Here is a 22,582-nt window from a genome sequence, read left to right on the forward strand (position 1 = left end):
GTAAAAACGCCCGCTTGCGCAGGCGTGGGATTCATTCGTCGCTATCTGCCGGATAGCTTCTAGGCCTTGGCAGCGGGCGCCGCCTGTCCCAGGGCGATCTTGAGCAGATCGGCCACGGTGTTGGCGTTGAGCTTTTCCATGATGTTGGCGCGGTGCGCCTCGACCGTCTTGATGCTGATGCCAAGGTCGTCGGCGATCTGCTTGTTCAGGCGGCCGGCGACGATGCGTTCGAGCACCTGCGCCTCGCGGCCCGTGAGCTTGGACAGCAGCGCGTCGCGGCTGGCCGACTGCTGGTGCTGCGTGAAGGCGCCGCGTGCGTGTTCGAGCATGCGCTCGACCAGCGTGACCAGCTCTTCGTCGTTGAAGGGCTTCTGGATGAAATCCATCGCGCCTTTCTTCATGCTGTCGACCGCCATCGGCACGTCGCCGTGGCCGGTGATGACCACGATCGGCAGCGGGGAGCGCCTCTCGATCAGCCGATCCTGCAATTCGAGGCCGGTCATGCCGGCCATGCGGATGTCGACGATCAAACAGGCGACTTCGCGCGGGTCGTATCGGGAGAGAAAGGATTCGGCGGAATCGAAACAGCGGACTCTGTAGTCCTTGCCTTCGAGCAGCCATTGCAGCGAATCGCGTACGGCTTCGTCGTCGTCGACGACATAGACCGTGCCCTTCTTCGGAATCAAACTCATGCAGGTACCTTTGCCTCGTCGCTAGCTACGGAACTGATAGCGTCCAACACCGGAATCCAGAAGGAAAAGCGGCATCCGATCACATCCGGGCCATTGTAGATGTTCTCCGCCTGCATCCGGCCGCGGTGCGACTCGACGATGGTGCGGCACAGATTCAGCCCGATGCCCATGCCTTCGGGCTTGGTCGAGAAGAAGGCTTCGTAGAGCCGGTCCATCACTTCGGGAGCCAGGCCCTTGCCCGTGTCCTGCACCGAGAACTCGATGGCGTTGTGGCCCTCGATCACCTTGGGCAGCACGCGCAGCTCGACGCTGCGGCGCGCCAGCGGGCGGTCGGCGATGTCGATGGATTCGGCGGCGTTCTTCAGCAGGTTGACCATCACCTGCTCGATGAGGATCGGGTCGACGCGCACCACCGGCAGCCGCGCGGCCACGTAGTGATTCAGGCGCACGTTGCGTCGGCGCAGCTCGATGCCGGCGAGTTCGACCGCCTCGCTCACCATGGTGGCCACGTCGGCCGGCGTGCGGTTGGGTTCGCTGCGCTTCACGAAGGAGCGGATGCGCTGGATGATCTGGCCCGCGCGCTGCGCCTGCTTCGAGGTCTTTTCGAGCGCGGCGAGCAGGGCCTCAGTGTCGATCGACTGGCCCTTGATGCGCGACATCATCCCGTTGCAGTAGTTGGTGATGGCGGTCAGCGGCTGGTTGAGCTCGTGCGCCACGCTCGACGCCATTTCGCCCATCGTGATGAGGCGGCTTGCGGCCTGGGCCTTGTCGGCCTGCGCGGCGGCCTGCTCTTCGGCGTCGCGGCGCGGCGTGATGTCGGTGGCGATGACGAGCTGAGCCAGGCGGCCGTCGACCCAGGTCAGGTAGCGCGAACGCACTTCGAGCCACTTGCCGAGGTGGGGCACGAAGATTTCGTTGTTGGCAGTCTGCGCGGCGGTGAGCGTGTCGATGGGCAGGCCGGCATACGGGTCCACGTCGTCGAGGCCTTCGTCGTGTGCATTGGATGCGGGCACGCCTGCTTGCGCGACCATGCCCAGGTGCCCCACGGTGTCCGAGCCGAACCACAGGCGATACAGCTTGTTGGCGAACAGCAGTTCCTCGCTGCCGATGGGGGCGACCGACACCGCTGCGTCGAGCGCTTCCAGCACGGTGGTGAAGCGCTCGTAGGAGGCCGACAACTGCTCGCGGATGCGCGTGGGCTCGGTGATGTCGGTCATCGACGTCATCCAGCCGGTCTGGTGGCCGCGCGCGTCGATCAGTGGTGACACGTACAGCCGCGCGTTGAACACGCTGCCATTTTTGCGCTTTACGCGCACCTGGAAGCCGCCGGGGAGGGCGCGGCCGTGCAGCTCTTCTTCCAGCCGCTCGTTCATGACCTCGCGGTCGGACTCGAGCCAGTAGGGGAAGGGGGGCGTCTGGCCGACCAGTTCTTCCTCGCTCCAGCCCGTCATGGCGCAGAAGGCGGCGTTCACGTAGGTGATGCGCCCTTGCAGATCGAGCACGCGCATGCCCGTGAGCATGGAGTTTTCCATTGCCCGGCGGAAATTGGTCTCGGCCACCAGCCGCTGCTGTGCCTGGAGCCGTCGCCGCGTGTGGCGCCAGGTGCCGATCAGCATCCAGCTCGTGAGCACGCTGAGAGCGCAGACCAGCCAGAACAGGCCGTTGCCGACCACGCCCTGCGAGGTGCGGTAGGCCTGCGCCCGCAGCACCAGCGCATTGCCCACGGGCGATACCGGCACTTCGTACTCGTTGGTTCGCTCGCTCCAGGGCAGCAGGCGCGTGCCGCTGTCTTTCAGGTTGGTGGTGTTGCCGGCGATCACATGGCCCTTGGCGTCGAGCAGCGACACCGCGTAGCGCGCCTGGACCTCGGACGGCATGCCGTAGCGCAGCAGCCCGTCGACCGAGAACTCGCCCAGCACCACGCCCGCGAACAGGCCCTGGTCGAAAAGGGGAATGTGCAACTGCAGCATCGCCGCTGGATCGCCTCCGGCCACAGGCTGCGAATACACCGGCTGGCGCAGTTCGCGCGCCAGCGCGTAGTTGCTCTCGATGTCGCCGGGGCGCAGCACATCGCCGATCAGGTGCTGCTGCGCCGGGTGCACGCTGGGCGCCGCATAGCCGGCCTTGAAGCGGCGGCGGTCGTCGATCCAGGTGATGGTCTGCAGTTCGGGGAACTGGCTCACCAGGGACTCGGCGCGGCTGGTGAATTCGACCGGGTCGATCTCGCGGTTAGAGGCATCGCGCGCGATGCGCATCAACTGCTCTTGCCGCTCCAGCAGCCGCAGCCGCATGCGCTGCTGGGCGTATTCGACGTCGCGGCGCACCGACTCCTGCTCGCGCTCGACTTCTTCAGTGCGCAGGTACCAGAAGGCGGAAACGATGGCGGCAAGAAACAACAGCACAGCCGCCATCGGCGCGAGCATGGCGACCGCGTCCTGCAGCACCGGCGTCTGCCGGCGCCACCACCTGCGCCACCAGGACAGGGGTGAGGCACTGCGGGCAACGGCCAGCGGGGAGGAAAGAGGCATCACCCGAGTTTAGGTGAAGCCCCTCCCGGAAGCGATGTGGGCTGCCGTGGGATGAGCTCGCTAGCGGTTGCGGGATGGTTGCCGTCCCGATCGGTGCATTGTCATAAATATCACATTAAGAAATCGTCACGCACTATTTGAAATCCCAATGTTTCTATGAGAAACTCCGCCGCGCTGATCCCATAGCGCACTAAATTACCGCCACAGCCCTAAAAGGAGAGACAAGCATGTCGGCAAATCCCGAGAACCTGTTCGGCTCGGCCGCAAACGATGCGGACGCCCAGGAAACCCGTGAATGGATGGATGCACTGTCCTCCGTCATCCAGAGCGAGGGTCCGGAGCGGGCCCACTTCCTTCTCGAGCAACTGCTCGAGCATGCCCGCCAGAACACGGTCGACATGCCGTTCTCGGCCAACACCGGCTATGTCAACACCATCGAGCCCTCGCAGGAGGCTCGCAGCCCCGGCAATCTCGAGATCGAACAGCGCCTGCGCGCCTACATGCGCTGGAACGCCATGGCCATGGTGGTCAAGGCCAACCGCCACCATCCGGCCGAAGGCGGCGACCTGGGCGGCCACATCGGCTCCTTCGCCTCGCTGGCGAGCATGTTCGGCGCCGGTTTCAACCACTTCTGGCACGCCGAGAGCGAAAACCACGGCGGCGACCTGCTCTACATCCAGGGCCACGTTTCGCCCGGCATCTATGCCCGCGCCTACCTCGAAGGCCGCCTCTCCGAAGAGCAACTGCTCAACTTCCGCCAGGAAGTGGACGGCAAGGGCTTGTCGAGCTACCCGCACCCCAAGCTGATGCCGGAGTTCTGGCAGTTCCCCACCGTGTCGATGGGCCTGGGCCCGCTGATGGCGATCTACCAAGCGCGCTTCCTCAAGTACCTGCACGCACGCGGCATTGCGAACACCGAGAACCGCAAGGTGTGGGTGTTCTGCGGCGACGGTGAAATGGACGAAGTGGAATCGCTGGGCGCCATCGGCCTCGCGGCACGCGAGAACCTCGACAACCTGATCTTTGTCATCAACTGCAACCTGCAGCGCCTGGACGGCCCGGTGCGCGGTAACGGCAAGATCATCCAGGAGCTCGAAGGCGAGTTCCGCGGTGCCAACTGGAACGTCGTCAAGCTGATCTGGGGCAAGGGCTGGGACGCCCTGCTCGAGAAGGACCATGACGGCGCGCTGCGCAAGATCATGATGGAGTGCAACGACGGCGACTACCAGTCGTTCAAGGCCAACGACGGCGCCTACGTCCGCAAGAACTTCTTCGGCCGCGACCCGCGCACGCTGAAGATGGTCGAGCACCTGACCGACGACGAGGTCTGGAACCTCCAGCGCGGCGGCCACGACTCGCAGAAGGTGTTTGCCGCCTTCCACGCCGCCCAGAACCACACGGGCCAGCCCACGGTGCTGCTCGTCAAGACCGTCAAGGGCTTCGGCATGGGCAAGATCGGCGAGGGCAAGAACACGGTCCACCAGACCAAGAAGCTCAGCGACGAGGACATCAAGGCCTTCCGCGACCGCTTCAACATCCCGATTCCGGACAGCCAGATTGCCGAGCTGCCGTTCTACAAGCCGGCCGACGACACGCCGGAAATGCGTTACCTGCACGAGCGCCGCAAGGCCCTGGGCGGCTACCTGCCGCACCGCCGTGTCAAGGCCGACGAGAGCTTCACGGTGCCGTCGCTCGACACCTTCAAGGCAGTGATGGAGCCCACGGCCGAGGGCCGCGAGATCTCTACCACTCAGGCCTATGTGCGCTTCCTCACGCAACTGCTGCGCGACAAGGCGCTCGGCCCGCGCGTGGTGCCGATCCTCGTGGACGAGGCGCGCACCTTCGGCATGGAAGGCCTGTTCCGCCAGATCGGCATCTACAACCCGCACGGTCAGCAGTACACCCCGGTCGATAAAGACCAGGTCATGTACTACAAGGAAGACAAGGGCGGGCAGATCCTGCAGGAAGGCATCAACGAAGCCGGCGGCATGTCGAGCTGGATCGCGGCGGCAACGTCGTACAGCACGAACAACCGCATCATGGTGCCGTTCTACGTGTACTACTCGATGTTCGGCTTCCAGCGCATCGGCGACCTGGCCTGGGCGGCCGGCGACATGCAGGCGCGCGGCTTCCTGCTTGGCGGCACTTCGGGGCGCACCACGCTGAACGGCGAAGGCCTGCAGCACGAAGATGGTCACAGCCACATCCTGGCCAACACCATCCCGAACTGCGTGAGCTACGACCCGACCTTCGCGCACGAAGTCGGCGTCATCCTGCACCATGGCCTCAAGCGCATGGTCGAGAAGCAGGACAACGTCTACTACTACCTGACGCTGCTCAACGAGAACTACGCGATGCCCGGCCTGCAGCCCGGTACCGAAGAGCAGATCATCAAGGGCATGTACCTGTCCAAGCAGGGCCCGGCGCTCAAGGCCAAGGCACCCACGGTGCAACTGCTGGGCAGCGGCACCATCCTGCGCGAAAGCTTCGCTGCGCAAGAGCTGCTCGAAAAGGACTGGGGCGTGTCGGCTTCCGTGTGGAGCTGCCCGAGCTTCAACGAACTCACCCGCGACGGCCAGGACGCCGACCGCTGGAACCTGCTGCACCCGGACCAGACGCCGCGCGTGCCCTTCGTGGCCGAGCAGCTCGGGGCCTCGACCGGCCCGGTGGTCGCATCGACCGACTACATGAAGGCTTATGCCGAGCAGATCCGCCCCTTCATCCCGAAGGGCCGCACCTACAAGGTGCTCGGCACCGACGGCTTCGGCCGAAGCGACTTCCGCAACAAGCTGCGCGAGCACTTCGAGATCAACCGCCACTACATCGTGGTGGCCGCGCTCAAGGCGCTGAGCGAAGATGGCACCGTGCCGGTGGCCAAGGTGGTGGAAGCGATCAAGAAGTACGGCATCAATGTCGACAAGGTCAACCCGCTTTACGCTTGAACATCAACAACCAACGAACGAACGGCGCCTTACGGCGGGAGACAACGATATGGCAGCAGTGGAAGTGAAGGTGCCGGACATCGGCGATTTCGATGAAGTCGCGGTGATCGAGGTGCTCGTGAAGGTGGGCGACACGGTCAAGGCCGAACAGTCGCTCATCACGGTCGAATCGGACAAGGCGTCGATGGAAATCCCGTCGTCCACGGCCGGTGTGGTCAAGGAACTGAAGGTCGAAGTCGGCAGCAAGGTGAAAGAGGGCTCGGTAGTGCTCGTGCTCGAGGCCGAGGGAGCGGGTGCTGCCGCAGCGCCGGCCCCTGCGCCTGCAGCGGCCCCCGCAGCCGCCGCGCCTGCGCCGGCCGCCGCAGCTCCTGTTGCCGCTCCGGCAGCCTCGGGTCCGGTCGAGATCAAGGTGCCGGACATCGGCGATTTCAAGGACGTCGCCGTCATTGAAGTGCTCGTGAAGCCGGGCGACGCGATCAAGGTCGAACAGTCGCTGATCACGGTGGAGTCGGACAAGGCCTCGATGGAGATTCCGTCGTCGGCTGCCGGCGTGCTCAAGGAACTCAAGGTCAAGGTCGGCGACACGGTCAACATCGGTGACCTGATCGCCGTGCTTGAAGGTGCTGCGGGTGCTGCAGCCCCGGCGCCTGCACAGGCTGCGGCCGCCGCACCGGCAACCGCAACTGCCAGCGCGCCTGCACCGGCGGCCGCCGTATCGGCGCCTGCTGCAGCCGCCCCGGCCCACCAGCCGACGGTCGCGCCCAGCGCCAGCCTGCCGCACGCCTCGCCCTCGGTGCGCAAGTTCGCCCGCGAACTCGGCGTGCCGCTCGAAGAGGTCAAGGGCTCCGGTCCCAAGGGCCGCATCACGCAGGAAGACGTCCAGAGCTTCACCAAGGCCGTGATGAGCGGCCAGGCCAGCACCAAGGCCTCGGCGGCCAAGGCGCCAGCAGGTGGCGGCGCAGACGGCGCTGCGCTGGGCCTGATTCCGTGGCCGAAGGTCGACTTCACCAAGTTCGGCGCGGTCGAGCGCAAGGACCTGTCGCGCATCAAGAAGCTCAGCGGCGCGAACCTGCACCGCAACTGGGTGATGATTCCGCACGTCACCAACAACGACGAAGCCGACATCACCGAGCTCGAAGCCTTCCGCGTTTCCACCAACAAGGAGAACGAGAAGTCGGGCGTCAAGGTCACGATGCTGGCCTTCGTGATCAAGGCGGTGGTTTCGGCGCTGAAGAAGTTTCCCGACTTCAACGCCAGCCTCGACGGCGACCAGCTGGTCTACAAGCAGTACTTCCACATCGGCTTTGCGGCCGACACGCCCAACGGGCTCGTGGTGCCGGTGCTGAAAGATGCCGACAAGAAGGGCATCCTGCAGATCAGCGCCGAGATGGGCGAACTCGCCAAGAAGGCGCGCGACGGCAAGCTCGGCTCGGCCGACATGCAGGGCGGCTGCTTCTCGATCAGCTCGCTCGGCGGCATCGGCGGCACGCACTTCACGCCCATCATCAACGCTCCTGAAGTGGCCATCCTCGGCCTCTCCAAGGGCCAGATGAAGCCGGTGTGGGACGGCAAGCAGTTCGTGCCGCGTCTCACGCTGCCGCTGTCGCTGTCGTACGACCACCGCGTGATCGACGGCGCCCTGGCTGCGCGTTTCAACGCCTACCTGGGCCAGGTGCTCGCGGACTACCGTCGAATCCTGCTATGACCACCGTAGTGGCCGTCCGCAAAGGCGGCCAGGTCACGATGGCAGCCGATTCTCTGGTGACCTTCGGCGACACGCGGCTTTCGCACCGCGCCGAAGCCAACCAGAAGATCTTCACCGTCGAGGACGCGGCGGGGCAGAGCCTGTTCGCCGTGGCTGGCGCCGCCGCGCACTTCCTGGTGCTGCAGCATGCGCTGGCCGCGCAACCGCGCGAGCAGTTGCTGTTCGGCAGCAAGCACGAGATCTTCCGCACCTTCACGATACTGCATCCGGTGCTGAAGGACACGTTCTTCATGCAGACCAAGGAAGACGAGCACGAGCCCTACGAGTCGAGCCAGTTCACGATGCTGATGGCCAACCAGAGCGGCATCTACGGCATCTACAGCTACCGCGAGGTGTTCGAGTTCAAGGAGTTCTGGGCCATAGGCTCGGGACGCAGCTTCGCACTCGGCGCCATGCACGCGGCCTATGACATCAAGTCGCGCAGCTCGCGCGACGTGGCGGAGGCTGGCATTGCCGCCGCCTGCGAATTCGATCGCAATTCGGCCCCACCGGTCGACGTTCTCACACTCAAACTGAAAGTGTCCAAATGAGCGAACAACAAATCAAGGTGCCCGATATCGGCGACTTCGACGAAGTCGCGGTGATCGAGGTGCTGGTCAATGTCGGAGACACGGTCAAGGCCGAGCAGTCGCTGATCACGGTCGAATCGGACAAGGCTTCGATGGAGATTCCGTCGTCCGCTGCCGGCGTGGTGAAGGCGCTGGCCGTGAAGGTGGGCGACAAGGTCAAGGAAGGCTCGGTCGTACTGACGCTGGAGGTGAGTGGCGCCGCGGCGTCCGCGCCCGCAGCGGCGGCGCCTGCGCCAGCGGCTGCAGCCCCGGCACCGAAGGCGGCTGCGCCGGCTCCGGTATCGGCACCCGTGGCATCCACCTACGGCGGCAAGGTCGACGTCGAGTGCGACGTGATCGTGCTCGGCGCCGGCCCCGGCGGCTATTCGGCCGCTTTCCGCGCAGCCGACCTCGGCTTGAAGGTCGTGCTGATCGAGCGCTACGCCACTCTCGGCGGCGTGTGCCTGAACGTCGGTTGCATCCCGTCGAAGGCGCTGCTGCACGTGGCTTCCGTCATGGACGAGGTCAAGCACTTCGCCGATCTCGGTGTGAGCTTTGCCGCGCCCACGGTCGACCGCGCCAAGCTGCTCGGCCACAAGAACAAGGTGGTGGGCAAGCTCACCGGCGGCCTCACGGCCATGGCCAAGATGCGCAAGGTGACGGTGCTGCGCGGCGTCGGCAACTTCATCGACCCGTACCACATCGAGGTCGAAGAAACCTCCGGCACCAGCTGGGACACCACGGGCAGCAAGCAGACCGTCAAGTTCCGCAACGCGATCATCGCGGCCGGTTCGCAGTCGGTGAGCCTGCCCTTCATGCCGAAAGACCCGCGCGTGGTCGACTCGACCGGCGCGCTCGAGATGGGCACCGACCCCAAGCGCATGCTGGTGTTGGGCGGCGGCATCATCGGCCTCGAAATGGGCACGGTGTATTCCACGCTGGGCGCGCGCCTGGACGTGGTCGAAATGCTCGACGGCCTCATGCAGGGCGCCGACCGCGACCTCGTGAAGGTCTGGCAGAAGATGAACGCGCCGCGCTTCGACAACATCATGCTCAAGACCAAGACGGTCGGCGCCGAGGCCACGAAGGAGGGCATCAAGGTCACCTTCGAGGGCGAGCAGGCGCCGAAGGAGCCGCAGGTGTACGACCTGGTGCTGCAGGCCGTGGGCCGCAGCCCCAACGGCAAGAAGATCGGTGCCGAGAAGGCCGGCGTAGCCGTGAGCGACCGCGGCTTCATTCCGGTCGACATCCAGATGCGTACCAACGTGCCCCACATCTTCGCCATCGGTGACATCGTGGGCCAGCCCATGCTGGCGCACAAGGCGGTGCATGAGGCGCATGTGGCGGCCGAAGTCATCGCTGGCGAGCAGAAGGGCGACAAGGAGCTTTCCAGCGCCGCCTTCAACGCCCGCGTGATCCCGAGCGTGGCCTACACCGACCCCGAGGTGGCGTGGGTCGGCCTCACCGAAGACCAGGCGAAGGCCGAAGGCATCAAGGTCAAGAAGGGCCACTTCCCGTGGACTGCTTCGGGCCGCGCCATCGCCAACGGCCGTGACGAAGGCTTCACCAAGCTGCTGTTCGATGCCGAGACGCATCGCATCCTTGGCGGCGGCATCGTCGGCACGCATGCCGGCGACATGATCGGAGAGATCGCGCTGGCCATCGAGATGGGCGCGGACGAGATCGACATCGGCAAGACCATCCACCCGCATCCGACGCTTGGCGAAAGCATTGGCATGGCGGCGGAAGTGGCGCACGGTACCTGTACCGATCTGCCGCCTGCGAAGAAGAGCTGACAAGACAGAAGGGCGCTGCTGATCGAGCGCCCATGAAAAATCCCGCCGAGGCGGGATTTTTTTCGTTCTGAATTCGGGGGGAGGCTCAGTTGCCGGTATTGGCGACGGCCGCAGCCTTCACTTCATCCGTCGGGCCGCCGAGCACGCGGCGGGCGCCGTCGAAGCGGCGTTGCCAGTAGCTGCCGTTCATGTCCTCCACGCGAACCTGGGCGCCGGAGCGGGGCGAGTGGATGAACTTGCCTTCGCCGACATAGATGCCGACATGGCTGAAAGCGCGGCGCATGGTGTTGAAGAACACGAGGTCGCCGGGCTTGAGCTGGCTGGCGTCGATCTTCTCGGTGGCGGCGGCTTGCTCTTCGGCGCGGCGCGGGAGCATGTGGCCGACCGTCTGGTTGTACATGGCACGGACGAAGCCGCTGCAATCGAAACCCGATTCGGCGGTGTTGCCGCCGCGGCGATAGGGGACGCCCAAGAAACCGATGGCGGTCACCACCAGGTCGGAGGTGCGCTCCGTGACGGTTTGGCGAACCTGCTTGAGCTGTCCGATGATGCCTTTGTCGGCGAGCATTCGTGCCAACTCGTCATCGGTTTTTTCCTGTTGGGGGGCCGCATGAACAGCGACGGCAAATAGGAGGGACGCGGGTAGGACGAAAAAACGCATGGCGCGTAGGATATTGATGACGCGCGGTTATGTCAATTTAATCAGAATTAGCGAATGCATCTGTAAGTCATTGATTTACATGAAAAATTTTGATCCGGCCGAAGAAAAAATGTAACGGTGAACGTTTATTGCCCATAAGTGGTTGACCGTGAATGGGCCCTCGGACTTCGGGTGAACAGGCGGTCAGGCTGGATTCGGTCGCTATTTCTCGCCAAGATCGCCGCAACTACCCGGAAAAGTCATGAACTTGCAGATTCAGCCGTCCTTTTCTCTTGTTTGCCGCTTTGCAGCGGTTGCCGCGCTGGGTTTTTGTGTCAATGCGACGGCGCAGATGCGCCCCGAAACGGTAGCTGCGGGCCTGGAAAACCCTTGGGGCGTCGCCTTTCTGCCGGGCGGTCGATTCGTGGTGACGGAGCGGCCCGGCCGCCTCCGACTGATCGGTGCCGACGGAAAAATCGGTGCATCCATCGCAGGTTTGCCTCCCATCGCGGCGGGCGGCCAAGGTGGCTTGCTCGACGTGCTGGCCGACTCGGGCTTCGAGAAAAACCGCACGCTGTACTTCTGCTTCTCCGAACCCGACGCGGGCGGCTCAACTAACAGCACGGCGCTGGCCCGCGCCAATCTGTCGGCCGACGGCACGAAGCTCGAAGACCTGAAGATCATCTTCAGCCAGCAGCCCAAGGTGGCGAGCCGCAATCACTTCGGCTGCCGCATCGTCGAGGCGCGCGACGGCACTCTGTTCCTCACGCTCGGCGACCGTTTCAGCCGCAAGGAAGATGCGCAGAAGCTCGACAACCACCTTGGCAAGATCGTGCGCATCGGCAAGGACGGTTCGGCGCCCAAGGACAACCCCTTCGTCGGCAAGGCGGGTGCATTGCCAGAGATCTGGAGCTACGGCCACCGCAATGGGCAGGGCGCCACGCTCGCGCCCGACGGCCGCCTCTGGATGACCGAGCACGGCCCGCAAGGCGGCGACGAAATCAATATCCCGCAGGCCGGCCGCAACTACGGCTGGCCCGTGATCACCTACGGCGAGAACTACGGCGGCGGCAAGATCGGCGACGGCATCACCGCCAAAGACGGCATGGAGCAGCCGCTGCACTACTGGGTGCCGTCGATCGCACCGTCCGGCATGGCGTTTCTGACCAGTGACCGCTATGGCGCGGGCTGGAAGGGCAATCTGTTCGTGGGTTCGCTCAAGTTCGGCTACCTCGACCGCATCGAATTGAAGGGCGGCAAGGTAGTGGCCGAGCACAAGCTGCTGGCCGAGGGCCGTGCCCGCATTCGCGACGTGAAGCAGGGGCCCGACGGATTGCTCTACGTGCTGACCGACGAGGCGGATGGCAAGCTGCTGCGCCTGCGGCCGAATTGAAGCGCGGCGCGTTCAGCCGGGGCAGCCCGGCAGCGGCAAGGTCGGCAGCATGCGGAGCCAGAGGCGAGTCCATTCGGGCCAGTCGTGGCCGCCCGCGGTCGTGAATGCGCGTTCGGCCGGCAGCACTTCCGCAAGCAAGCGGTTGCTGAAGGCAAAGCGGTCGTCGACGCCATAGCCGAGATAGAGCGGCGGCCGGGCGCCCGCCGTGTTCGTGAATCCCGTATAGCCGCGCAGCCATTGCCAGAGCTGTGTTTCGTTGGGCGTTCGTGGAGGGCGCTCGGCCGGATCGACAAGCGGTCCGTTCCACTTGGCAAGGCCGCCGGCATTGGCGATATCGGTGCCAAGCGTGCGCTCGCCGAGGTAGGGCGCGAGCGTCACCAGCCCCGCAAGCTCGCCCGGGTGCGTCTGCGCATAGAGCATTCCGCCGAAGCCGCCGAGGGAAATTCCGACGAACCAGATGTGCTTGTAGCCCTGGTTGCGCGCCGGCGCCATCACGTCGGCGCTCAAGCGATCGAGGATGGTCTTGTTGTTGTAGTAGCCGAGATGCGCGTCGACCAGCATCACGTCCGCCGCGATGCGGTTGTCGCGGACGGCGCGGACGAAGCCTTCGCGCTCGAACTCGTCAGGCGTCGAGTACGCGCCGGGAAGCATCACCAGCAGCGTGTCGACATCGCTGCGCGCACAGCTGCTTTTTTCGAGCGAGGTCGCCATCGGCACCGTGGCCTTGCGCACGCCGCCGCAGGCCACGACGAGCAGCGCAGCACCCACGCCCAGCGCTGCGAGGCACAGCCGCTTCGAGAAGATCTTCATCCGCCTGAGTCTAGGCGCGCCGCGATGCCGGCAGATCGACCATCACGGGTTGCCCGGGCGTGGTGCAGCCGGTGTCGCAGCATTTGCCGGGCTGGCGGTTGCGGGTGATGGCACGGCCCGGGTCGTGCGGCGCGGCGGCTGGTGAGCCGTCGGCCGCGATGCCGCGTTCGAGGATGCGCTCGACCAGTTCGACCTTGGAGCCGACGGGGTAGTTGCGCCAGATTTCCTGCTTCATCGCTGCGGGCGAACCGCCGCCGTGCAGGCTGATCACGCTGTACCAGCCGCCCTGGTAGCCAGCCGTCAGGTCTTCGATGAAGCGGGCCGTTTCGATGCGCTGTTCGTAGGGAATGGCCGGGTTGGCCCGCAGCACGTCTGACAGGCGGGCGGCGGTCTCGGGGTTGTGGTCTTCGTCGGGGCCGGGGAGGGTGACGATCAGGCCGCCGCTCACGTAGTGCGCGATGCGGTGCATGTCGTAGATCTTCGTGGCCAGCAGCAGCTTGCCGATGTTGCTGAATACCGGGTCGGGCATGAAGACGTCGCAGTGCTCGTAGGCCTTGCCGTAGACGCTGGCTGCCACGCCGCAGGCGAAGAAACTCTCGGTGATGGTGATGAGCTCGACCATCTGTTCGCGCAGGTGGCTTTCCTTGCCCGGGTCGAAGCCGTTGGCCTCGCACATCAGTGCGCCGGCGCCGATCAGCAGGTCGCCGAAGCCGGCGCGCGCGCCGATGCAGCTGTGGCGGTGGTGCGTGGCGTAGCTGTAGGTCAGGTGGCCGGAGTGCTCCCATTCGCCGGCGTAGAACACGCGCTCCCACGGCACGAAGACCCTGTCGAACATGCACACGCCGGTGCTCTGACCGTACTTGCGGCTGAAAAGCGCATCGCCGTGCTCGAGCTTTTCACCGGGCCGGCCGGCTGGCCGGGCGACGATGGTGAGGCCGGGCGCGTCCAGCGGCACGGCGCAGCAGACGGCGAAATCGGCATCCTCCTTGCCCATGTTGCGGCAGGGCATGACCAACAGTTCGTGCACATAGGGCGCGCCAGTCACGATGGCCTTGGTGCCCGAGATGACGATGCCGCGTGCGTTGCGCTCCACCACGTGCAGGTAGCTGTCGACGTTGGCCTGCTCGTGCGGCCGGCGGCTGCGGTCGCCCTTGGCGTCGGTCATGGCAACGCCCAGCGTCAGGTCCTGGTCCTGCACGCGGTGCAGGTAGTCGTGGAAGCGGGCGGTGTGCTCGGTGCTGCCGCGGGCGTCGTCGATGCGGGCCGACACCTGGGCGATGGCGTTGAGCGCATCGTGCGTCAGGTAGCGCTGGGCGCAGCCTGTTTCCTGGCAGACCAGCCGCACGGCTTCGAGCTTGTTGAGCAGGTCGCCAGCGCCCGTGTTGATGTGGGACAGCCGGTTGACTCGCTTGCCGCTGGTGTGCTGCACGGCGGTCATCAGTGGCTCGTATTCCTTCTTCAGGGCGTAGTCGTAGGTGAGGGCGATGGCATTGATGCCGGGCTGGAACGCCGGTTCGTCGGCCACGCTGTCGACGCGGCGGCCATCGACGAAGACGTTGGGGCTGTAGCGGCGCAGCGACTCGCGGTAGTCGGTGCCGGACATGAGGGTGGCGCTGGGGAGCGGGGCGTTCATCGTGTTTGTCTCCTGGATTTTGTCCAAATTTAAACATCGTTCAATTTTTCAATCAACGATTAAAAAAATGGAGCAGCGATCAATCCAGGGGCTATAGTCCCGCCCATGCACGCCAAGCTCCAACGCCGCCAGGCGCTCACCGACGCCCGCCGCACGCTCGTGCTCGACGCCGCTCGCGCGGTCTTCCTGGAGGCCGGCATCGAAGGCGCGAGCATTCGCGAAATTGCCCGCAAGGCCGGCTACACGCCGGGCGCGATCTATTCGTACTTCGAGAGCAAGGAGGCGATCTACGCGGCCTTGCTCGGCGAGTCGATCCAGCGCTTGCAGGCGGCGGTGGCCGATGCCCCCGTGGCGCCGGACAGCCCCGACCAGACGCTCGCCGCCAAGGCCCAGGCGTGGTTCGACTTCTACGCCGCGAACCCGCGCGAACTCGACCTGGGCTTCTATCTGGTGCAGGGCATGCGCCCGCGCGGCCTGACCAGCGAGCTAGACCACGAACTGAACGACCACCTCTACCAGGCCTTGCGCCCGTGCGAAGAAGCGCTGCAGGCGATGGGGCTCGATGCGGACAACGCCCTGCAGGAAAACACTTCGCTGTTCGCGCACGGCGTCGGCCTGCTGCTGATGCAGCACACCGGGCGCATCCGCATGTTCAGGCAGTCGGCCGATGCGCTGTTCAAAGCCTACGTGGCGCAACTCGTGCAACGCGTCGATGGCGGCCCGCGCCAAGCCGGTCTTTTCGGTGGTACGGTTCAGCCCAATTCAACCGATACCTGAAAGAAACTGTTCATGCTGCTCGACGCCTCGCAATCCCAACTCGTTCTGGTCGACTACCAGGCGCGGCTGATGCCGGCGATCTTCGAGGGGGAGGCGGTCGCGCAGAACGCAGTGCGGCTCGGCAAGATGGCGCGGCTGTTCCAGGTGCCGGTGTTCGGCACCGAGCACAACCCCTCCAGCCTGGGTGAAAACCTGCCCGACATCCGCGCACTGTGCCAGCGCACCCTGTCGAAGATGCACTTCAGTGGCGTGGAAGAGGGCCTGGGCGAGTGGCTGCGCGTGCCGGCCAAGGCGCCGCAGGGCAACGCACGCAGCCTGCCCAAGCATCTGCAGAAGCCCGCTGCCGCGGCCGAGGAGCGCAACAGCATCGTGATCGCCGGCTGCGAAGCCCATGTCTGCCTGCTGCAGACCGCGCTCGACCTGCTGGAAGACGAATTCGAAGTCTGGGTCGTTACTGATGCCTGCAGTTCGCGCACCGAGCGCAACCGTGACGCCGCCTTCGACCGGCTGGCCGGCGCCGGCGCCGAGCTCGTGACGACCGAGATGGTCGGCTTCGAGTGGCTGCGCACGGCGGAGCACCCCGCATTTCCTGAATTGCTTTCTCTCGTCCGGTAATCGCACCGCAGGCCCTGCAGCCTGCGCGGCAGGGCTCGGCCGGATTGTTCCGGGCGTCAGCTTGCTGCAAGATCGGTCTCCATAATTATGAATTCAGTTTTGGCGCTGCCGCCGGAACGGAACGAATAACAGGAGACAAATCAAGATGAGCCGCTACGAAGAGTTCTATCGCCAATCCGTCGATGCGCCCGAGGCCTTCTGGGCCGAGCAGGCGAAGCTGATCGACTGGCAGGCGCCCGCGCAACAGATCCTCGACGCCAGCCAGCCGCCGTTCGCGCGCTGGTTCGTGGGCGGCACGACCAATCTTTGCCACAACGCCGTCGACCGTCATCTGGCGGCACGAGGCGACCAGCCCGCGCTGATCTTCGTTTCCACCGAAACCGGCGTCGAGAAGAGCTACAGCTTTACTGAGCTGCACGCCGAGGTGCAGCGCACTGCCGCCAGCCTTGTCGAGCTGGGTGTGGGCAAGGGCGACCGCGTGCTCATCTACATGCCGATGATTCCGGAAGCCGCCTTTGCCATGCTGGCCTGCGCGCGCATCGGCGCGATCCACTGCGTGGTGTTCGGCGGCTTCGCGAGCGGCTCGCTGGCCACGCGCATCGAAGACGCCGAGCCCAAGGTGATCGTGAGCGCCGATGCCGGCTCGCGCGGCGGCAAGGTCATCGCATACAAGCCGCTGCTCGACGAGGCGATCCGGCTGTCGAAGCACAAGCCTTCGGCGGTGCTGCTGACCGACCGCGGGCTCGCACCGATGGAGCTGACGGCGGGACGCGACCATCTCGCCGCCGAACTGCGGCAGAAGCACATCGATGCCAAGGTGCCTTGCACGTGGCTCGCCTCGACCGACATCAGCTACACCATCTACACGAGCGGCACGACCGGCAAGCCCAAGGGCGTGCAGCGCGACGTGGGCGGCTATGCGGTCGCGCTGGCTGCGAGCATGAAGCACATCTTCGATGGCCGGCCCGGGGAAACCTACTTCTCCACCAGCGACATCGGCTGGGTGGTGGGCCATAGCTACATCGTCTACGGCCCGCTGATCGCCAGCATGGCGACGATCATGTACGAGGGCCTGCCCACGCAGGGCATCGACCGGCAGCCCGATGGCGGCATCTGGTGGCGCCTTGTCGAGAAGTACAAGGTCACGGTGATGTTCAGCGCGCCCACGGCCGTGCGCGTGCTCAAGAAGCAGGATCCGGCACTGCTGAAAAAATACGACCTGTCGACATTGCGCGCGTTGTTCCTGGCCGGCGAGCCGCTCGACGAGCCGACCGCCCGCTGGATCAGCGAAGGCCTGGGCGTGCCGATCATCGACAACTACTGGCAGACCGAATCGGGCTGGCCGATGATCACGATCGCCAACGGGGTGGAGGCCAAGGCCAGCAAGTTCGGCAGCCCAGGCGTGCCGATGTACGGCTACAGCATCAAGATCCTGCACGAGTCGACCGGCGAAGAGCTGACCGGCGCGAACGAGAAGGGCGTGGTCGTGGTCGAGGGGCCGACCCCGCCGGGCTTCATGCAGACCGTGTGGAAGGACGACGCGCGCTTCGTCAATACGTACTGGAAAAGCGTGCCCGGCAAGATGGTTTATTCGACCTTCGACTGGGGCATTCGCGACGAGGATGGCTATTTCTACATCCTCGGGCGCACCGACGACGTGATCAACGTGGCGGGCCATCGCCTTGGCACGCGCGAGATCGAGGAAAGCATTTCGGGCCATTCCAACGTGGCCGAAGTGGCGGTGGTCGGCGTGGCCGATGCCCTGAAGGGGCAGGTCGCGATGGCCTTCGTGGTCCCCAGGGACGGCAAGGCCGTGAGTGACGCCGACGTGGCACTCAAGCTCGAAGGCGAGATCATGAAAGTAGTCGCCGACCAGCTCGGCGCCCTGGCGCGGCCGGCCCGCGTGCGCTTCGTCAGCGGCCTGCCCAAGACCCGTAGCGGCAAGTTGCTGCGCCGCGCCATCCAGGCCGTGTGCGAGCAGCGCGACCCCGGCGACCTCACCACCATCGACGACCCCGCCACGCTGCAGCAGATCAAACAGTTACTTTCTTCGGGCTGAGTGAGCGGGTCAGGGGGTTGTGAAGCCCCGTCGAACCGTCATATGGTTGACGTGGCACAATGCCAAGGTACTCAGGCCCTTCCCCAGCCACAGTCGCATCCGCCAATCGGTTCAGCCGTGTCGCGGAAGGTTTCTTAACCAGCTAGTGCTTCCTTCAGGGAAGCGAAGGTCAGCGGATCATGAGCGATTCATCGACGCCATCGGCGTATACCGCCTATCAAGGCAACACGTACCTCTTCGGCGGCAATGCGCCCTATGTCGAGGAGATGTACGAGAACTACCTCTCCAACCCCGGCAGCGTGCCTGACAACTGGCGTTCGTATTTCGACGCGTTGCAGAACGTTCCCGCTGCCGACGGCACCAACACCCGCGATGTCCCGCACCTGCCGGTCATCAACGCTTTCGCCGAACGCGCGAAGCAGGGCACGACCAAGGTCGTGCAGGCCAGCGGCGCCGATTCCGAACTCGGCCGCAAGCGCACCTCCGTCCAGCAGCTGATTGCCGCCTACCGCAACGTCGGCGCCCGCTGGGCCGACCTCGACCCGCTCAAGCGCGCCGAGCGTCCCGCCATTCCGGAACTCGAGCCCTCGTTCTACGGCTTCACCGACGCCGACCTCGAGACGGTGTTCAACACCAGCAACACCTTCTTCGGCAAGGAGACCATGTCGCTGCGCGACCTGCTCAACGCCTTGCGCGAAACGTACTGCGGCACGATGGGTGCCGAGTACATGTACACCACCGACCAGAATCACAAGCGCTGGTGGCAGCAGCGGCTCGAAAGCGCCCGCACCAACCCCAAGCTGAGCGCCGAGCAGAAGAAGCACGTGCTCAACCGCCTGACCGCGGCAGAAGGCCTCGAGCGCTTCCTGCACACCAAGTACGTCGGCCAGAAGCGCTTCTCGCTCGAAGGCGGCGAGAGCTTCATCGTCGCGATGGACGAGCTGATCAACCAGGCCGGCGTCAAGGGCGTGCAGGAGATCGTGATCGGCATGGCCCACCGCGGCCGCCTGAACGTGCTGGTCAACTCGCTCGGCAAGATGCCGGCCGACCTGTTCGCCGAGTTCGACCACACCGCCCCCGAAGACCTGCCCAGCGGCGACGTCAAGTACCACCAGGGCTTCAGCTCGGACGTGACCACCCCCGGCGGCCCGGTGCACCTGAGCCTCGCGTTCAACCCCTCGCACCTTGAAATCGTGAACCCCGTGGTCGAAGGCTCGGTGCGCGCCCGCATGGACCGCCGCGGCGACCCGCTGGGCAAGCAGGTGCTGCCCGTGATCGTGCACGGCGACGCTGCCTTCGCAGGCCAGGGCGTCGTGATGGAAACGCTGGCGCTGGCCGAAACCCGTGGCTACTCCACCGGCGGCACGGTGCACATCGTCATCAACAACCAGATCGGCTTCACCACCAGCGACCCGCGCGACAGCCGCTCGACGCTGTACTGCTCGGACATCGTCAAGATGATCGAAGCGCCGGTGCTGCACGTGAACGGCGACGATCCCGAAGCCGTGGTGCTCGCCACCCAGATCGCGCTGGACTTCCGCATGGAATTCCAGAAGGACGTGGTCGTCGACATCATCTGCTTCCGCAAGCTGGGCCACAACGAGCAGGACACGCCTTCGCTCACCCAGCCGCTGATGTACAAGAAGATCGCCCAGCACCCCGGCACGCGCAAGCTGTACGCCGACAAGCTGGCTGCTCAAGGCCTGGGCGACACGCTCGGCGACGACATGGTCAAGGCGCAGCGCGCCGCCTTCGACGAAGGCAAGAACACCGTCGACCCCGTGCTCACCAACTTCAAGAGCAAGTACGCCGTCGACTGGAGCCCGTACCTCAACAAGAAGTGGACCGACGCCGGCGATACCGCAATCCCGTCCACCGAATGGAAGCGCCTGGCCGAGAAGATCACCACCGTGCCGCAAGGCTTCACGGTGCATCCGCTCGTGAAGAAGGTGCTGGACGACCGCGCAGCCATGGGCCGCGGCGACGTCAACGTCGACTGGGGCATGGGCGAGCACATGGCCTTCGCCTCGCTGGTGGCCAGCGGCTACCCGGTGCGCCTGTCGGGTGAAGACTCGGGCCGCGGCACGTTCACGCACCGCCACGCCGTGCTGCACGACCAGAACCGCGAGAAGTTCGACACCGGCACCTACACGCCGCTGCAGAACGTGGCCGACAACCAGGCTCCGTTCGTCGTGATCGACTCGATCCTGTCGGAAGAAGCCGTGCTCGCGTTCGAATACGGCTACGCCTCGAACGACCCGAACACGCTCGTCATCTGGGAAGCCCAGTTCGGCGACTTCGTGAACGGCGCGCAAGTGGTGATCGACCAGTTCATCGCCTCGGGCGAAGTGAAGTGGGGCCGCGTCAACGGCATCACGATGATGCTGCCGCACGGCTACGAAGGCCAGGGCCCCGAGCACAGCTCGGCACGCCTGGAGCGCTTCATGCAGCTGAGCGCCGACACCAACATGCAGGTGGTGCAGCCGACCACGGCCAGCCAGATCTTCCACGTGCTGCGCCGCCAGATGGTGCGCAACCTGCGCAAGCCGCTGATCATCATGACGCCGAAGTCGCTGCTGCGTAACAAGGACGCGACCTCGCCGCTGTCCGAGTTCACCAAGGGCAGCTTCCAGACCGTCATTCCCGACAGCAAGGGCCTGAAGGCCGAGAAGGTCAAGCGCCTGATCGCCTGCTCGGGCAAGGTGTACTACGACCTGGCCAAGAAGCGCGAAGAACGTGGCGACGAAGACGTGGCGATCATCCGCGTCGAGCAGCTCTATCCGTTCCCGCACAAGGCTTTCGCCGCCGAGATCAAGAAGTACCCCAACCTCGTCGACGTGGTCTGGTGCCAGGACGAGCCGCAGAACCAGGGCGCCTGGTTCTTCGTGCAGCACTACATCCACGAAAACATGCAGGACGGCCAGAAGCTCGGCTACTCCGGCCGTGCCGCTTCGGCATCGCCGGCGGTGGGCTACTCGCACCTGCACCAGGAACAGCAGAAGGCGCTCGTCGATGGCGCGTTTGGCAAGCTCAAGGGCTTCGTGCTGACCAAGTAAAACCAGTTTCTTTTCACACGAATACCCTGAAGAACAAAACGGAGCTCACTCCAAATGTCTATCGTAGAAGTCAAAGTCCCCCAGCTTTCCGAATCCGTGGCCGAAGCCACCATGCTCACGTGGAAGAAGAAGGCCGGCGAAGCCGTCGCCGTCGATGAAATCCTGATCGAGATCGAGACCGACAAGGTCGTGCTCGAAGTGCCCGCCCCTTCGGCTGGCGTGCTGGCCGAAATCGTGCAGCCCGATGGCGCCACCGTGGTGGCCGATCAGCTGATCGCCAAGATCGACACCGAAGGCAAGGCTTCGGCTGGCGCCCCGGCGGCAGCGCCCGCAGCAGCAGCTCCGGCTGCCGCCGCGCCTGCCCCAGCAGCTGCAGCCGCCGCCGGCGGTTCGAAGTCCGACGTTGCCATGCCCGCCGCGGCCAAGCTGCTGGCCGACAACAACCTGAAGACCAGCGACGTGGCCGGCACCGGCAAGGACGGTCGCGTCACCAAGGGCGACGTGCTCGGCGCGGTTGCCTCGGGCGCCAAGCCTGCCGCGGCTGCCGCCACCATCGCGGCACCGGCCGCCAAGCCTGCTCTGCCGCAAGTCGCTGCACCGGCCGGCGCGCCCGACCTGGGCGAGCGTCCGGAACAGCGCGTGCCGATGAGCCGCCTGCGCGCCCGCATCGCCGAGCGCCTGCTGCAATCGCAGTCGACCAACGCCATCCTGACCACGTTCAACGAAGTCAACATGGCGCCCGTCATGGAGCTGCGCAAGCGCTTCCAGGACAACTTCACCAAGGAACACGGCGTGAAGCTCGGCTTCATGAGCTTCTTCGTGAAGGCTGCGGTGCATGCGCTGAAGAAGTACCCGGTGATCAACGCCTCGGTCGACGGCAACGACATCCTGTACCACGGCTACTTCGACATCGGCATTGCCGTCGGTTCGCCGCGCGGCCTGGTGGTGCCGATCCTGCGCAACGCCGACCAGATGAGCTTTGCCGACATCGAGAAGAAGATCGCCGAGTTCGGCAAGAAGGCGCAAGACGGCAAGCTGGGCATCGAAGACATGACCGGTGGCACGTTCTCCATCTCGAACGGCGGCACCTTCGGCTCGATGCTCTCGACCCCGATCATCAACCCGCCCCAGTCGGCCATCCTCGGCGTGCACGCCACCAAGGACCGCGCCGTGGTTGAAAACGGCCAGATCGTGATCCGTCCGATGAACTACCTCGCCATGAGCTATGACCACCGCATCATCGACGGCCGCGAAGCCGTGCTGGGCCTGGTTGCCATGAAGGAAGCGCTGGAAGACCCGTCGCGCCTGCTGTTCGACATCTGAGGAGA

General features: G+C 65.1%; 15 protein-coding genes. 10 read left to right on the forward strand and 5 right to left on the reverse strand.

Annotated features, from left to right (window positions below):
• Positions 1-59: 59 nt before the first annotated feature.
• Positions 60-692 (reverse strand): response regulator transcription factor, encoded by a 633-nt coding sequence (locus tag AC07O3_RS00950; RefSeq protein ID WP_012747279.1) that lies wholly within the window; start codon positions 690-692, stop codon positions 60-62.
• Entirely contained in the window at positions 689-3,220 is a 2,532-nt protein-coding gene (locus AC07O3_RS00955; RefSeq protein ID WP_093052292.1) for a PAS domain-containing sensor histidine kinase, read from the reverse strand. Before AC07O3_RS00955 ends, AC07O3_RS00950 begins: the two co-directional genes overlap by 4 nt.
• A gap of 227 nt (positions 3,221-3,447) precedes the next feature.
• Here AC07O3_RS00955 and aceE point away from each other — a divergent pair, with 227 nt between their 5' ends.
• The 4 genes from aceE to lpdA are packed head-to-tail and all read left to right on the forward strand — an operon-like array spanning position 3,448 to position 10,271.
• Positions 3,448-6,162 carry a pyruvate dehydrogenase (acetyl-transferring), homodimeric type gene (aceE, locus tag AC07O3_RS00960; protein WP_093052289.1) on the forward strand — a complete coding sequence of 905 codons (2,715 nt, stop codon included), beginning with the start codon at positions 3,448-3,450 and terminating at the stop codon, positions 6,160-6,162.
• 49 nt (positions 6,163-6,211) lie between these two features.
• Positions 6,212-7,867, forward strand: a complete 1,656-nt coding sequence (gene aceF, locus AC07O3_RS00965) for a dihydrolipoyllysine-residue acetyltransferase (RefSeq protein ID WP_495338359.1) — start codon at positions 6,212-6,214, stop codon at positions 7,865-7,867.
• Positions 7,864-8,457, forward strand: a complete 594-nt coding sequence (locus AC07O3_RS00970) for an MFS transporter (protein ID WP_495338360.1) — start codon at positions 7,864-7,866, stop codon at positions 8,455-8,457. Before aceF ends, AC07O3_RS00970 begins: the two co-directional genes overlap by 4 nt.
• A complete protein-coding gene (gene lpdA, locus AC07O3_RS00975) occupies positions 8,454-10,271 on the forward strand; it encodes a dihydrolipoyl dehydrogenase (protein WP_097199428.1) in 1,818 nt (605 codons plus the stop codon). Before AC07O3_RS00970 ends, lpdA begins: the two co-directional genes overlap by 4 nt.
• 85 nt (positions 10,272-10,356) lie before the next feature.
• Here lpdA and AC07O3_RS00980 read toward each other — a convergent pair whose 3' ends face one another.
• Positions 10,357-10,932, reverse strand: coding sequence for a C40 family peptidase (locus tag AC07O3_RS00980; protein ID WP_093052277.1), 576 nt, complete (start codon positions 10,930-10,932; stop codon positions 10,357-10,359).
• A 241-nt stretch (positions 10,933-11,173) separates the two neighbouring features.
• Between AC07O3_RS00980 and AC07O3_RS00985 the strand changes: the two genes are divergently transcribed.
• Positions 11,174-12,304 (forward strand): PQQ-dependent sugar dehydrogenase, encoded by a 1,131-nt coding sequence (locus AC07O3_RS00985; protein WP_495338361.1) that lies wholly within the window; start codon positions 11,174-11,176, stop codon positions 12,302-12,304.
• A gap of 12 nt (positions 12,305-12,316) precedes the next feature.
• Here AC07O3_RS00985 and AC07O3_RS00990 read toward each other — a convergent pair whose 3' ends face one another.
• A complete protein-coding gene (locus AC07O3_RS00990; protein ID WP_495338362.1) occupies positions 12,317-13,114 on the reverse strand; it encodes an alpha/beta fold hydrolase in 798 nt (265 codons plus the stop codon).
• 10 nt (positions 13,115-13,124) lie between these two features.
• Positions 13,125-14,747, reverse strand: a complete 1,623-nt coding sequence (locus AC07O3_RS00995) for a 4-hydroxyphenylacetate 3-hydroxylase family protein (protein ID WP_495338363.1) — start codon at positions 14,745-14,747, stop codon at positions 13,125-13,127.
• A gap of 105 nt (positions 14,748-14,852) precedes the next feature.
• Here AC07O3_RS00995 and AC07O3_RS01000 point away from each other — a divergent pair, with 105 nt between their 5' ends.
• The 5 genes from AC07O3_RS01000 (at position 14,853) to odhB (ending at position 22,577) form a co-directional block, all read left to right on the forward strand.
• Positions 14,853-15,524 carry a TetR/AcrR family transcriptional regulator gene (locus AC07O3_RS01000; RefSeq protein ID WP_354337844.1) on the forward strand — a complete coding sequence of 224 codons (672 nt, stop codon included), beginning with the start codon at positions 14,853-14,855 and terminating at the stop codon, positions 15,522-15,524.
• Positions 15,525-15,536: 12 nt separating this feature from the next.
• A complete protein-coding gene (locus AC07O3_RS01005; RefSeq protein ID WP_093052261.1) occupies positions 15,537-16,139 on the forward strand; it encodes an isochorismatase family protein in 603 nt (200 codons plus the stop codon).
• Positions 16,140-16,230: 91 nt separating this feature from the next.
• Entirely contained in the window at positions 16,231-18,198 is a 1,968-nt protein-coding gene (locus tag AC07O3_RS01010) for a propionate--CoA ligase (protein ID WP_495338685.1), read from the forward strand.
• 179 nt (positions 18,199-18,377) lie between these two features.
• The gene (locus tag AC07O3_RS01015) at positions 18,378-21,254 is read left to right on the forward strand and encodes a 2-oxoglutarate dehydrogenase E1 component (RefSeq protein WP_093052255.1); all 2,877 of its coding nucleotides are present in this window, start codon (positions 18,378-18,380) and stop codon (positions 21,252-21,254) included.
• 54 nt (positions 21,255-21,308) lie between these two features.
• Positions 21,309-22,577: a 2-oxoglutarate dehydrogenase complex dihydrolipoyllysine-residue succinyltransferase gene (gene odhB / locus AC07O3_RS01020; RefSeq protein WP_495338364.1), complete on the forward strand. Its 1,269-nt coding sequence runs from the start codon at positions 21,309-21,311 to the stop codon at positions 22,575-22,577.
• The last annotated feature ends 5 nt before the right edge of the window (positions 22,578-22,582 follow it).

This window comes from Variovorax sp. GW821-FHT09D05, assembly GCF_059416325.1.